The organism is Acinetobacter sp. Leaf130 (assembly GCF_001423205.1).
Classification (GTDB): domain Bacteria; phylum Pseudomonadota; class Gammaproteobacteria; order Pseudomonadales; family Moraxellaceae; genus Acinetobacter; species Acinetobacter calcoaceticus.
In genome coordinates this window covers 82,901-96,733 of sequence record NZ_LMOE01000005.1, presented here as the reverse complement: position 1 = coordinate 96,733, position 13,833 = coordinate 82,901, and the positions used below count along the sequence as shown (strand labels likewise).

The 13,833-nt window shown below is 39.3% G+C and carries 12 protein-coding genes and 1 pseudogene; 8 read left to right on the top strand and 5 right to left on the bottom strand.

Going from position 1 to position 13,833, the window contains the following annotated elements:
- The first annotated feature begins 11 nt into the window (after window positions 1-11).
- From ASF86_RS11010 to ASF86_RS11000, 3 genes are all read left to right on the top strand, one after another.
- The gene (locus tag ASF86_RS11010) at window positions 12-1,322 is read left to right on the top strand and encodes a DUF445 domain-containing protein (RefSeq protein ID WP_003654158.1); all 1,311 of its coding nucleotides are present in this window, start codon (window positions 12-14) and stop codon (window positions 1,320-1,322) included.
- A gap of 27 nt (window positions 1,323-1,349) precedes the next feature.
- Window positions 1,350-2,504: a pyridoxal phosphate-dependent aminotransferase gene (locus ASF86_RS11005; RefSeq protein WP_005037943.1), complete on the top strand. Its 1,155-nt coding sequence runs from the start codon at window positions 1,350-1,352 to the stop codon at window positions 2,502-2,504.
- Between the two features lie 106 nt (window positions 2,505-2,610).
- Entirely contained in the window at window positions 2,611-3,978 is a 1,368-nt protein-coding gene (locus ASF86_RS11000; protein WP_056482049.1) for an MATE family efflux transporter, read from the top strand.
- Between the two features lie 57 nt (window positions 3,979-4,035).
- Here ASF86_RS11000 and ASF86_RS10995 read toward each other — a convergent pair whose 3' ends face one another.
- Window positions 4,036-4,869 (bottom strand): SDR family NAD(P)-dependent oxidoreductase, encoded by an 834-nt coding sequence (locus tag ASF86_RS10995; protein ID WP_005044336.1) that lies wholly within the window; start codon window positions 4,867-4,869, stop codon window positions 4,036-4,038.
- Window positions 4,870-5,081: 212 nt separating this feature from the next.
- On the opposite strand from ASF86_RS10995, the gene ASF86_RS10990 reads away from it, so the two are divergent.
- The 4 genes and pseudogenes from ASF86_RS10990 to ASF86_RS20265 form a co-directional block, all read left to right on the top strand.
- Complete coding sequence (locus tag ASF86_RS10990) at window positions 5,082-5,753, top strand: TetR/AcrR family transcriptional regulator (protein WP_003654165.1); 672 nt, start codon at window positions 5,082-5,084, stop codon at window positions 5,751-5,753.
- 254 nt (window positions 5,754-6,007) lie between these two features.
- Entirely contained in the window at window positions 6,008-6,718 is a 711-nt protein-coding gene (phoB, locus tag ASF86_RS10985; protein ID WP_003654166.1) for a phosphate regulon transcriptional regulator PhoB, read from the top strand.
- Window positions 6,719-6,727: 9 nt separating this feature from the next.
- The gene (phoR, locus tag ASF86_RS10980; RefSeq protein ID WP_003654168.1) at window positions 6,728-8,086 is read left to right on the top strand and encodes a phosphate regulon sensor histidine kinase PhoR; all 1,359 of its coding nucleotides are present in this window, start codon (window positions 6,728-6,730) and stop codon (window positions 8,084-8,086) included.
- Window positions 8,087-8,998: 912 nt separating this feature from the next.
- Window positions 8,999-9,091, top strand: a pseudogene (locus tag ASF86_RS20265) (hypothetical protein); the annotation flags it as partial.
- A gap of 67 nt (window positions 9,092-9,158) precedes the next feature.
- Here the strand turns inward: ASF86_RS20265 and ASF86_RS10970 are convergent.
- Window positions 9,159-10,355, bottom strand: a complete 1,197-nt coding sequence (locus ASF86_RS10970) for an alpha/beta fold hydrolase (RefSeq protein WP_056482043.1) — start codon at window positions 10,353-10,355, stop codon at window positions 9,159-9,161.
- A 241-nt stretch (window positions 10,356-10,596) separates the two neighbouring features.
- On the opposite strand from ASF86_RS10970, the gene ASF86_RS10965 reads away from it, so the two are divergent.
- The gene (locus tag ASF86_RS10965) at window positions 10,597-11,358 is read left to right on the top strand and encodes an AcfC family putative adhesin (RefSeq protein WP_056482040.1); all 762 of its coding nucleotides are present in this window, start codon (window positions 10,597-10,599) and stop codon (window positions 11,356-11,358) included.
- A gap of 72 nt (window positions 11,359-11,430) precedes the next feature.
- Here the strand turns inward: ASF86_RS10965 and ASF86_RS10960 are convergent, their stop codons facing one another.
- The 3 genes from ASF86_RS10960 to ASF86_RS10950 form a co-directional block, all read right to left on the bottom strand.
- A complete protein-coding gene (locus ASF86_RS10960; RefSeq protein WP_056482037.1) occupies window positions 11,431-11,850 on the bottom strand; it encodes a hypothetical protein in 420 nt (139 codons plus the stop codon).
- 142 nt (window positions 11,851-11,992) lie between these two features.
- Window positions 11,993-12,844 (bottom strand): archaetidylserine decarboxylase, encoded by an 852-nt coding sequence (gene asd / locus ASF86_RS10955; RefSeq protein ID WP_056482034.1) that lies wholly within the window; start codon window positions 12,842-12,844, stop codon window positions 11,993-11,995.
- Complete coding sequence (locus tag ASF86_RS10950) at window positions 12,841-13,689, bottom strand: sulfurtransferase (protein ID WP_056482031.1); 849 nt, start codon at window positions 13,687-13,689, stop codon at window positions 12,841-12,843. The genes asd and ASF86_RS10950 overlap by 4 nt, the downstream gene beginning before the upstream one ends.
- Between the last annotated feature and the right edge of the window lie 144 nt (window positions 13,690-13,833).

Genomic DNA, 13,833 nt, shown 5'->3' with positions numbered 1-13,833 from the left:
AGGATAAATTTATGAACATGGCAGAAGAAGTCCACCACGTGCCCAGTCTTAAACGTAGCAAATATTTTGCCACTCTAGCGCTTATTATTGTCGTTGTGCTGTGGGTTGCATTGATGGTAGCCGACCGTTTTCTGCCAGAGTACACAGGTTTTATTCATATTTTGATGTTAGGGGCAGAAGCCGGTGTAGTCGGTGGTTTAGCCGACTGGTACGCGATTACAGTTCTGTTTCGGAACCCATTTGGTAAGTTACCAATTCCGAAGTTTTTACGCGACCATACCGAGATTATTCCACGCAACAAAGCACGCATTGCAGAGTCAATGGGCCGTTTTGTACAGGAAAATTTTCTTTCGCCTCAAGTGGTCGAACGTAGCTTAGAAAAAACTGACTTAAGCCTCGCAATTGGTCAATGGCTAGCAAGTCCACAAAACAATACACAAGTGGTACAGCTTATTCAGCAAACTGTTCCGAAAATTTTTGAGTTTGTTAGCCAAGATCAAATTGCCAACTTTGTGCAAAACAATAGTGTGCAATGGGTGCGTAATACCGAAGTCAATAAACTTGCAAGTGAAATGCTCCGCGCGGTATTGGAAAATGATTTCCACCAAGACGTTTTACAGCGTGGTCTCGATATCGCCCATGAGTGGGTGGTACAAAACCCAGATAAAACCCGTGAATTGACCCGAAAGATGTTTAAAGCACTGGGTGTATGGTCACTTGCAAAAGGTGCAAGCTGGATTGGTATTGATGTTCAACAACGCACCATCGACTCACTCGTTGAAAAAGTAGAATCGATGCTGGCAGACCATGAACACCCATGGCGACAGGAAATTGAAACCATTGCCCATTCGCTCATGCTTGAGCTAGCAAAACCAGACAGTGCTGCCAGCCAACGCCTAAACAGCGGTAAAGATGCCCTTTTAGACAGCCCTCAAGTCCTAAATTTCATCAGTGGTGCCGTGACCATTTTATGTGATGCCATTAAAGAAGATTTAATGAAAAAAGACTCAGGTATTGCAATGAACCTTCGGGCTGCTATTCAGCAACTGGGTGAAAATCTTGTTCAAAATGCCAAAGTACGTGAAGTGTTGAACAAAGAAATGACAGGCCTTGCGCTGACTTTTACAGATCAATATAGCCATAAAATCATCCGCTATGTCAGCGAACGCATTCATGAATGGGATTCGCGCGAAATGATTGGAAAAATTGAAAACGAAGTCGGTGGCGACTTACATATGATCCGTGTGAACGGCGTTGTAGTCGGGGCATTTATTGGTTTAACACTCGGTGTAATTCGGGCAGTGATTGAATCAATTTTATAACTTTAAATATTTTTATAAGAGAACAATATGCTACAGCTTCAGTCAAAATTGGCCACTCAAGGCGTGACGATTTTCAGTACGATGACGGCAATGGCACATCGACTAGGTGCACTTAACCTGTCACAAGGTTTTCCAGATTTTCCGGCCCCACCAGCCTTACTGGAAGCCTTATCTCAGGCGACTTTGGCTGGGCATAATCAATACCCACCTGGCGATGGTATTCTCGGTTTACGTGAACAGCTTGCTTTACAATTTAAGCAACGTGACCAACTTCAACTAGATCCTGTAACGCAAATTACCATTACGCCCGGCGCAACCATTGCAATTTTTTGTGCCATACAGGCATGCATTAATGCGGGCGATGAAGTCATTATTTTTGACCCAAGTTACGACAGTTATGGTCCTTCCGTGCAGTTAGCAGGTGGTAAAGCCATTCACATCGCTCTTGAAGCACCCGATTTTAAGGTGAACTGGCAACAGGTTAAAGATCTGATTAACGACAAAACCCGTATGATTGTGGTGAATACTCCCCATAATCCAACAGGTACAATCTGGGATAAACAGGATTGGTTAGAACTCATTGAATTGATTCAAGATAAAAACATTGTGATTTTATCCGATGAAGTCTATGAACATCTGGTCTTTGACGGTCAACAACACTTTAGTGCATTGCATTTTCCAGAGCTCAGAGAGCGTAGTTTTGTGATCGGTTCTTTTGGAAAAACCTTTCATGTAACAGGCTGGAAAACAGGTTATTGCGTCGCTTCAGCTGAGTTAATGCGTTTATTCCGCCAAATTTACCAATATGCGAATTTCTGTGGCACGACACCTTGTCAGATTGCCCTAGCGCACTATATGGAGCAACATCCAGAACATATTCAAGAGCTGCCACAGTTCTACCAAACTAAGCGAGATCGTTTTAATCAGGCGATCCATAATAGCCGTTTCTTGCTAAAACCGTCTCAAGGTACTTATTTCCAAAATCTCGATTACAGTCAAATTAGACCCGACTTAAACGATGTTGAAATGTGCCAGTTTCTAGCAGAACAACATAAGATTGTGGCTATTCCGGTTTCGGTTTTCTACAAGCAAGCGCCGGAGTCTTTGCGTTTGATTCGTTTCTGCTTTGCTAAAAATGATGAGACATTGCAAAAAGCAGGAGAAATTCTGAATCAATGTTAATAAATTTAGCCACTTAGCATAGTAAAAACACTACAAGCCATTTGCTCTAACTATGCTAAGTTGGATATCTGCCCCGCTCATCAAAGAGATGGGCGATGGAGAATGCATGCCACCAAGACAGTCTTTAATTCATCAGCAAAATCTATGGAAAACATTTTTTGTTTTCTTGCTGCCCTTAATTGCAACCAATATTTTGCAGAACTTGTCCGGAACTATTAACACCATCTTTGTTGGTCAAATGATGGGAGTTGATGCAATTGCTGCCGTCTCTGTTTTTTTCCCTATTTTATTTTTGCTACTCGCTTTTATTATCGGGATTTCAACGGGTACGACTGTTTTAGTAGGGCAAGCATGGGGTGCGCAAAATATTGAAAAAGTCCAAAGTGTGGTGGGTTCTACCCTCTTTATGACACTGATTGGTGGAGTAATTACCGCGATTATTGGTGTGTTTTTTGCCCATGATATTTTAGAGTTATTGGGGACTGACCCCAAGGTGATGCACCTTGCTTTGCCTTATGTGCAATGGATGCTGGCAGGCAGCCCGCTTCTGTTTGTTTATATTATCTATACTTCAATTTTACGTGGTGTAGGCGACAGTACCACGCCTTTACTTGCCCTTGCTTTAACTAGCGTCATTGGTTTGGTAATTACCCCGATATTGCTTAAAGGTTATTTTGGCTTACCCGCTCTAGGGATTATTGCTCCGGCAATTGCCACCATAACAGGATATGTAGCTATCTTAATTTTTCTTGCGATTTATCTGAACAAGAAAAAGCATCCGCTTAGACCGAATCGTCAGCTTCTGCAACATATCCGTCACAATCCAGAACTAAGCAAAATCATTTTACGCTTAGGTGTCCCAACTGGTATTCAAATGATTACCACCTCAATGGCTGGCTTGGTTATTGTTGGGTTGGTTAACCATTACGGATCGCATGCAACAGCAGCGTATGGTGCGGTAAATCAGGTGCTCAATTACATCCAGTTCCCTGCCTTATCAATCTCAATTGCAGCTTCAATTTTTGCAGCACAAGCGATTGGTGCTGGCAAATCAGATCTGTTAGCACGAGTAACCCGCACAGCTTTGGGAATGAACTTTTTATTTACGGGTACCTTAATTGCACTTGGCTATCTATTTTCAAAATATTTAATGGCTTTATTCATTACCGACCCAACCGTGGTGGTACTGGGCCAACAACTTTTATTTATTGTGCTTTGGGCAATTTTATTCTTTGGTGCGGGTGCCATTTTTGCATCGATCATGCGTGCCAGTGGAACTGTGACCGTCCCGATGCTACTTAATATTTCCGCTATTTTGTTTATTGAAATTCCATGTGCTTACTGGTTTAGCTCAATGTGGGGACTTAAAGGAATCTGGGTTGCCTATGCCTTGGCATTTGTGAGTTTATGTATTATTCAAGGGCTCTATTACCAATTTATCTGGAAGAAAAAGAAGATCAAAGTTCTTATTTAGAACCAATCAATTCTTATAAAAAAAGCCATCATTTGATGGCTTTTTTTAACTTTAAAATTATTTCATTAACTTGGTCACAATGGTAGAAGCACGTTGATATCCAGTTGGGAATACACGCTGGAATGCATCAAGAATTTTTGCATCACTACCAATCAATAAACGACGTTTATTTTTTAATACTGCTTGTAAAATTTGACGAGCCGCCTCTTCAGGTGGAGTACGTAATAACTTGTCAAAATTTTGAATCGATTTAGTCGGATCCATACCCAAACTATTCAAGCTATCACTCATTTTTGCAGATTTAGCAATATTGGTGCGGATTCCACCCGGATGTACACACAAAGAGCTTACGCCACTTTTTTCAATATCTAACTCTTGACGCAATGACTCGGTAAAACCACGAACAGCAAATTTAGTCGCGTTATAAGCAGATTGGGTCGGTTGAGCGGTTAAACCAAATAGGCTTGAAATATTAATAATATGGCCATCTTGCGTTTGCTTAATGAACGGTAAGAACTCTTTCGTTCCGTACACTACACCCCAGAAGTTAATCCCAACAATCCACTCTAAATCTTCGTAGGTCGCACCTTCAACAGTTGAACCTAGAGCGACGCCAGCGTTGTTGAAAATCAGGTTAACTGACCCGTGATCTTGAACAGTTTCTTGGGCCCACTGCTTTACCGCTTCACGGTCAGAAACATCAAGCTTTTTGGTCGTCACAGTAATCGTGCTATACGGTTTTAAAAGCTCAACGGTTTGCTGTAATCCTTTTTCATTAATATCACTCAACGAAAGATGGCAGCCTTGTTTTGCCAAAAGAATTGCGAGTTGTTGCCCAATGCCAGAACCTGCGCCCGTAATTGCAGCGACTTTGTTTTTAAAATTTTTCATTGTCCATCCTTTGTTTTTCGATATTTGCACAATCGGTTCATTGCATGTGCAGCTTAGACATCTTTAATATAATTTTGACAATATCCATTGTCAATATAGTACACTGTAATTTCAGATAGAATGGCACAATTCTGCTGAGAGCTTTATCATAGTGAGCATATTTGGCTAAAACCTATAAATTAGGAAACCATTCTTTAGGAAACGACTTATTTATGGCGACAAACGACTCAACCAGTAAAAAGAAAACAAAAACTGTGAGTAAAGAACGTCAGTTCAAAGGGTTATCTCTATCTGAACGTAAAGAGGCACGCCGAGAAAAACTGATTGAAGCTGGCATTGCGACTTATGGAACACTCGGCTTTTTTTCCGTGACGGTTAAGGATGTCTGCCAAGAGGCAAAACTCACAGAACGTTATTTTTATGAATCATTTAAGAAGAGTGAAGATTTATTTCAAACCATCTTTTTAAAAATGATTGAAGAATTGCAGCAAAACCTGATGCAAGCCGTGATTAAAGCGACACCAGATCCAGAAAAAATGGTCGATGCTGGTTTAAGGGCACTGCTGACGACATTAAAAGACGACCCGAGATTAGCTCGCATTGTCTATGTTGACGCAGTTTTGGTACAAGAATTACATAATCAGGCCACCATTCAAGAAACTCTTGCACAGTTTGATCGAATGATTCAGGCCTTTGTTATGTTGACCATGCCGCAAATCCAACACAACGAAAATGAGCTCTCTTTAATCGCAACTGGATTAAATGGATATGTCACTCAAATTGCAATTCGATGGGTCATGGGAGGCTTTGAGCAGTCTCTTGAACAGGTTTTAACCGCATGCCGCATTGTTTTCTTATCTTTATTGGCTAAGGTTTCAAAATAATATTAAAGTTTTTTGACACTCTAAAATGTGCAAAACCAGTTCAGCTTTGAAGGTGATAACTTATTGAATGATTTTAAGAATATTTAAGCTTTCATGTCATCATTCGGTCACACCTTTGCCTTACTTTTGTCACAAATTATTGCTAAATTCAATTTTATAGACTTTTCTGCAATGAAATTGTCATAATTAATCTTTGTAATAAGCCTGTCATAACTACAAAACGGTTCACCGTTAAATCTATAGGATATTGCGCTGTGAAAGATGACTATATTTTAATTGTCGATGATGAGCTTCCTATTCGTGAAATGATCCATACTTCTTTGGACATGGCAGGCTTTCAATGTTTGCAGGCAGAAGATGCCAAACAAGCTCATCAAATTATCGTCGACCAACGTCCGGCGCTTATCTTGCTCGATTGGATGTTACCTGGAGGCGTAAGTGGTGTCGATTTATGTCGCCGCTTAAAACGTGATGAGAACTTAGCAGAAATTCCAGTAATTATGCTTACCGCTCGCGGAGAAGAAGACCACAAAGTACAAGGTCTGGATGCTGGCGCAGATGATTACATGACGAAGCCTTTCTCAACACGTGAACTGGTTTCACGTATTAAAGCGGTTCTGCGTCGTGCAAATGCATTAAGTGGCGAAAAAATGATTGACGCCAATGGCTTGATTCTTGATCCTGTTAGCCAACGTGTCAGCTTTGGTGACAGCATTTTAGATATGGGCCCAACTGAATATCGCTTACTTGCGTTTTTTATGACCCATCCAGAGCGTGCATATACACGTGCCCAGTTGCTCGATCAGGTCTGGGGCGGTAATGTATATATCGAAGATCGAACTATCGATGTGCACATCCGTCGTTTGCGTAAAGTTTTAGAACCTTTTGGTGTTGACCGATTTGTTCAGACCGTGCGTGGAACTGGCTACCGCTTCTCAACACGTGCAGATTTAGCCGCAGGTTAACCAAGATTTATGTATGAACCCTACCCCGTCCCCGAACAGGTACGTGAACAAAAGCTTTCCCGCTACAGTAGTTTATGGACGTTTGCCAAACAAGATTTACGGCTTTTATTATTTTTTATAATTATTGCCGGTTTAGTCGGTTTAGGCCTTGGGTATTTCTGGAGCTGTATTTTTATTGCCTTTGTGGTATTTTTTACACTCCAGTTGCGTTCGCTTTATCTGGTCAATGACTGGATTGCAAATAAACCTTATGACGTTCCTCCAAACCTAAATGGGATTTGGGGAGCGTTATTATTTAATGTTTACCGTGCCCAGCGTCAGGAACGAATCGTTCAAGCAGAAATGGTCGGTTTAATTGATCGCGCTCAGTCTTCTTTAGTGGCGCTTGCCGAAGCTGTTGTTTTAATTGATGACCAACATAAAATTGAATGGTGGAACCCTGCTGCTGAACGTTTGTTGGGTATCAGCCCTCTCGACCGTGGTCGAAATTTATTAACGATTTTACGCCAGCCGACCTTTATTGAATATTTTAACAATATTGATCAAGCACCCGACGGTATTAAACTACAGTCGAGTTTTGACGATGACCGATATGTACAGGTCAAGCTCACACGATTTGGTGGAGAAAGTCGTTTATTGGTGGCTTACGACGTTACTCGTATGCACAACCTTGAGCAAATGCGTAAAGACTTTGTAGATAATATCTCTCATGAACTTCGTACACCATTAACTGTACTGAGTGGTTATATCGAGACATTTACCGATCAAGAAGATATTAGTCCACGCTGGAAACGTGCGTTTGATCAAATGCAGTCACAAACCAAACGTATGAATGCTTTGGTGAATGATTTACTACTGTTATCGAATTTAGAAAATAATAAGAAAATTGCAAAAAATCAGATTATTGAAATGCCGAGTTTAATGAATCAACTCTTTGATGATGCTCAGGCCTACAATGCCGATTATGGACATACACTCAATTTACATATTGATAGTCACTGTGACCTGATTGGTTCTGACATGGAAATCGCCAGCGCGTTTAGTAACTTAATTACCAATGCCATCAAATACACGCCAAAAGGTGGAACGATTACCATTGGCTGGCATGACGACGGTGAACATGCCTACTTTAGTGTACAAGACACAGGCATTGGAATTAATCCGAAACATTTACCACGTCTGACTGAACGCTTCTATCGTGTTGACAGCGACCGTAGTCGTCAAACAGGCGGTACAGGTTTAGGTTTGGCCATTGTGAAGCATGTATTAATGCAACATGGCGCTTATTTAGATGTCCAGTCTAAAGAAAATGAAGGTTCAACTTTTACAGTGGTTTTTCCTAAAGAAAGACTATATAACATGGCTTAAAAAGTATTCATTTCATACAAAGGGTGGATATTAAATAGACGCAGTGAAAGATACTTAGCCATTTTGTATATATAAGTTATTATGGACATGATTTTAATTTTTTGTCATTGATAATATCAAATACAATCTATAGTCAGCCTATATAAGTTATTTAATAAATCTTCTTTTTCTCTCATATCTATTTCATAGTTTAGAATTTATGAAATAGATATACTAACTGTACTTTAAAAAAATAAAACCACTCAATTTATACAATATATATAACCAATGTCATTGATAATTTAAAAAATGATGAAAATAAAAAACACCAGTTAAACTAATTATTTAACAGTTTTAAAAATCACTTTCATTTTTAAATAAAATTAGTATTATTAACTCGCTACAAAAAACTTAATCCATAAGAACAGCTAACATAATAATTAAGCGAGGCTTAAATGACTATTAATCCAGTAGAAATAATATTGGAAAACCCTGAAATAAGTGATTTCTTTATTCTTGTCTTGAAAGATGGAGAAGCATTAAAAGTGGAAATTCTTCAGGTTGATCAAACTCAAAAAATCATTCACGTATCCATAGAAGACGAATCAACTCGGTTAATCTCTTTTGATCAAATTGAGATGCTTGAACCGCTTGAAGAAGAACCTTATATAGAAACTATTGATGAGCAATTAAAACGTATCCCTATGGGCAAGTATTTGATGGTTTGGGGACATTTTGGTGGTTCAATAAATCAAACTTGTGAACAGGGAGAACTTAAAAGTATTGATTGGAAGCACCGCACAATACTGTTGCGCAGCAGAGTTTATGAAGGCCGAGAAGATACCGTGTACATTGATAAAATTGATTATATAGATGAGTCACGAGAAGGCTCAGGAGCACGAGGCCCAGCTGTAGCCCCAGACTGGTATAAAGGTGCTGATGGAAAATGGCGCAAAAATGGACGTGAATATGAAGGCTGATTTTACCGCAGTTTTCCCTAAAGAAAGACTGTATAACCTGACCTAAAGTCACCTCCTTTTAAATATAAAAAGCCGGCTCATAAAAAGTCGGCTTTTTTAGCATTTAAACCAATTTACTTAGAAGTCGAGCAATAAGCTTTACTTTGGTTTTTCTCTATTACATTTAAAAAGTTAGTAGCAAAAGTATTGCTCTGGCGTAGTGCATCACGATGATCTCCGCCATCAATCGTTTGATATACCGTTGGTTTTTTTAATTTACATAGCTGCTGATAATAAGCAAATGTCCCTCTCGGGTCGACTAAATGATCTTTAGAACCCTGAACAATCATTAATGGTACGGTAGGTACCATATTTTCAATCGACTGTTGTTTTAGATAAGCCAAGAGAGGTTTTAAATCGGCATCAGATCGAAATATGCTAGAAGGAGATTTCTTTAAATCAGATTGAAGTTCTGATAAACAACGGCTGCGCGCTTGAGTCAGCACCACGTTCATTTCTGGACTGACTAAATTCTCAGGAACTATGCTCGGCTCTGCTGCTTGCGCACCCAATAACACAATCGGGAAGAAAGCAGCTACGCTAGGTTCTGGGTTTGGATGACTCTGCACATATTCTGCAATACCTTCATATTGATAGCCACCCGGAGCAAGAGCGATTGCCCCTTTTAAATCTAGTTCGGGCGCATCTTTTTGACCATAGGCAGACACTGCAATTGCCGCAGCCCCGCCTTGGCTATGCCCCATCACCAACCACTGTTTATTAAAGCTATTGGGCTTAAGCACGTGTAATGCACGTACTGCATCGACCACCGTATGCAGTTGGCTCTTTGCATTCATATAGGGATGCGCGCCTAATGTACCTAAACCCTGATAATCAGGTGCGACAACTGCATAGCCACGTGCAAGCCAATTATCTAAAGCTTTGGAAGCAACTTCTTGATATGAATGAACTGGTCCACCCTCATAATCACCCGAAGGTGCACAAGTATCGGCGACTCCAGTCGTGCCATGTGCCCAAGCGAGTATAGGCCAGCCATTTTTTGGCGGGGTGCCTTTCGGTAATAAAATAAAAGCCGACGCAACAATAGGTTCGCCCTGAATACCTCGACTACGATAATTTACCAACAAGCGCTGATCTGCATGAGGAAATAAATCCGTCACAGCTTGCTGTTCTAGAGACAGTATGGAACCCGGTTTTTCGCTCACAATTTGCTTATTCAAATCTGCAATTGGAGCAGCTATAGCAGAACCAGATACCAAACAAGCACTGCTAAATAAAATTTTTAAAAAAGAATTACTTTTTCTAATCAAGGGATTACTCCTCTATTATTTACAATATATCTATTCAAATAATCAATTTATAAAATATAAATTACCATAAAAACTTCTATAGTTATATTTACTTCAAAATAATTTACATTTATACAGTCACTTAAAATCTAATTAAAATATATTTTAAAAAAATGTATTATAAATATGGTTGCAAAAATTAATCCCATTTAAATAATAAAAAATATATGCTGATATTTTCTTAATTACTATAGCGATTAAAATGTCAAAACAATATAAATTTATACCGTATCTGATTTGTCTTATTCTCGGTTCTCTACCCATCCATAGCTTTGCAGACGTGCAAGTGTATGGTCCTGGTGGGCCAGCACCAGCAATGAAAGAAGCCGCCAAACAATTCACCAATAAAACGGGCATAGCTGTCCATGTAACGTCTGGGCCTACTTCTCAATGGTCTGACAAAGCAAAACTAGATGCCGATGTTATATATAGTGGTTCAGAGGCCATGATGTCTGATTTTGAAAATACTTTTTCTGAGCAAATTATAAAAGACTCGGTGGAACCTTTATATTTACGCCCCGCAGCCATTTTAGTACGCAAAGGAAATCCTAAAAATATTAAAGGTTTTAAAGACCTCGCTAAATCCAACATTAAGGTTTTAGTTACGCATGGCGCAGGTCAGGTAGGTATGTGGGAGGATATTGCGGGTAGAACTGGGAATATTGAATTAACCAAATCTTTCCGAAAAAATATTGCCATGTATGCAGCCAACACAGGTATTGCCAAGAAAAACTGGGAAGAAAATAGTAGCTACGATGCTTGGTTAGTCTTTAATATTTGGGGAATCAGTAACCCTGATATTGGACAAATTATACCTATAGAGAAAGAACTAGTTGTCTATCGCGATACAGGTGTTGCCTTAACCAAACATAGTTTAAAAGATGCTGAAGCTAAACGTTTTGTAGAATTCTTATCGTCTCAGCAAGGCAATACTATTTTCAAAAAATATGGTTGGACTAAATAATTTAAAAGGGAGCTAAGCTCCCTTTTTATTTTTTAAAATTATTAATTCTACTTAACCTAAAATATATTCATTTCAAATTAAATATACTCCTGCGGCATATAAAGCCCCCAGAATTAAACAAAAAGCTGAGCTGGCATACCAAAATAAATCACTATTTCCAACAAATTTTGACTTTAACCATGGAAAAGCAAAACCACGGATAAGAAATATAAGTGCGACAAGCGACAAAATAATTTTGGTAAAAGGTAATACCTGTATTCCCTTTGCTGCAAAGAAGGCATATGTAGCACATACAGTTAGAATTAACCCCACAGCTATAGCTGTAAAATTAGGATACCAATGTCCTCTTTCTACCATTTTAACAATAGTTTTCCCCGCCCCTAAAAACCTAAAACCATTTGCTCCCCAGAATACACAAACAAAATGAAGTAATGCAGCAAGAAATGTTAGAGCTGAGGCAAAATATAAGGGAATAATAGAACTTGAATACATTTTATTTCCTATTGAATGGTTATTATTAGACAAAAAGTTATTTATGGAATCATCTGTGATCAAATCATAATATAGTTAATATATAAAATCTTTAAATAAAAAAGAGAGCATAAGCTCCCTTTTTTTAAATCTTATTTACGAATTAAACCGTATGTCCCATACGCTCGCCCATTACAACTACAGACTCAGCTTTAAAACGTTGTTCCCATTCGATCTTATCTTTTTCAAATAAAATAACGGCAGTAGAACCTAAATAAAAACGTCCAAGCTCGGCACCTTTTTCTAGTTTCAACTGATGATGTTGTAATTCGATACGACCTGAAGGTTTTACCTTGCCTGTTGCCACAGTTTCAATACCTGCAACAATCATAGCACCCACTAACACAACAGCCATACGGCCAAGTTCAGTATCAAACAAACACACCATACGTTCATTACGGGCAAATAGTCCTGGTACATTTTCAGCAGTCACCTGATTTACTGAAAATAGCTCACCCGGTACATACAACGTTTCAGTTAATGTGCCTGCAAATGGCATATGTACACGATGGTAATCGCGTGGCGATAAATAAACTGTCGCAAATTCGCCATCTTGAAAAGGCTGAGCAAGTTGCGGATCGCCAATGAGTTTCTCTACAGAAAAACTTTGTCCTTTTGCTTGAAATACTTCACCCGCAGTAATTTTACCGATTTGAGAAATCGCACCATCTGCCGGTGACACAATGCTATCTGCTTTGTCATCGATTAAACGTACGCCATCTTTCAAAGCACGAGTAAAAAAGTCATTAAAAGATTTATATTTCAGTGCATTGCCTTGTTCAGCAATCGATAAATCAATCCCATATTTGGTTTTAAATGCATGAATAACAGCAGTTTTCACAACTGGATTTTCACTCGCAGCAACTTTACCTACCACACGGCTCAATTGGTGCTGTGGTACAAGGTTTTGTGCCTTAATAAATAATTCTTTTTTTAATCGAGATGTGAAACTCACGACGGTGATTCTCCAGTAATAATAGGACTATCGAGGCGATTGCCCCATTCACTCCACGCACCATCATAGGCTTTTGCTTCCCAGCCCAAGAGCCTAGCCAAAATATAGGCCAAACCGGAACGGTGATGTGACTGGCAGTACACAACTACGGGTTGCTGTAAATCAAACCCAAGTTGTTCAAGGCGCTGCCGCGTGCGTTCAAGCGGGTGCAATTTTAGATGATTTTGACGATTAAGTGCAGTACTCCATTCAAAATGGAGTGCATTTGGAATGTGACCGCCGCGTCGCGCTGCTAAACGGATCCCACTATATTCATCACTTGTTCGGCAATCCCACAATTGGACATTTTCTTGTTCTACTTGTTTGCGTAGCTCTTCATAGTTCACACGGAACTGAGCGGCATGCGATAAATCAATCTGAATTAAGTCAGTAACAGGAGAAACTTCTTCGACTTCTGCTGTAGTTGGTAACCCTGCTCCTAACCATGCATGGATACCACCATTAATTAAACTGGTACGAGTGAATCCTAAGCAATGCAAATTCCAGATTAAACGCCCCGCCCATGCTCCGCCTTCATCGTCATAGACCACAACATGATGATTAGGTGAAATATTCAATTTCTCAATCAGTGCTTGTAAACCTGCTTCATCTGGCAAAATGCCAGTGGCTTCTTCGTGTTGAGACACTAACCATTTAGGTTGTAAGTGAATAGCATGCGGAATATGAAGTTGCTCATAAACAGAAGCACGGCTCAAATCTATAATGCGAATATATTCATTGCCTAAATAAGGCACTAATTCTTCTGCTTCTATTAATAAATCGAGTTTAAAATCCGGGAGTGTCATCGTCATGGTTTCTTTTTATACCAGCTTAATTTCATATTAGCACAAGCTTATATCTAACAAACTCTGATTTTCTGCAACTCTTTAGCAGAAAATCAGATATCAGCATTCTTACTTTTAAAAATACAAAATAGCGAGACTAATTTT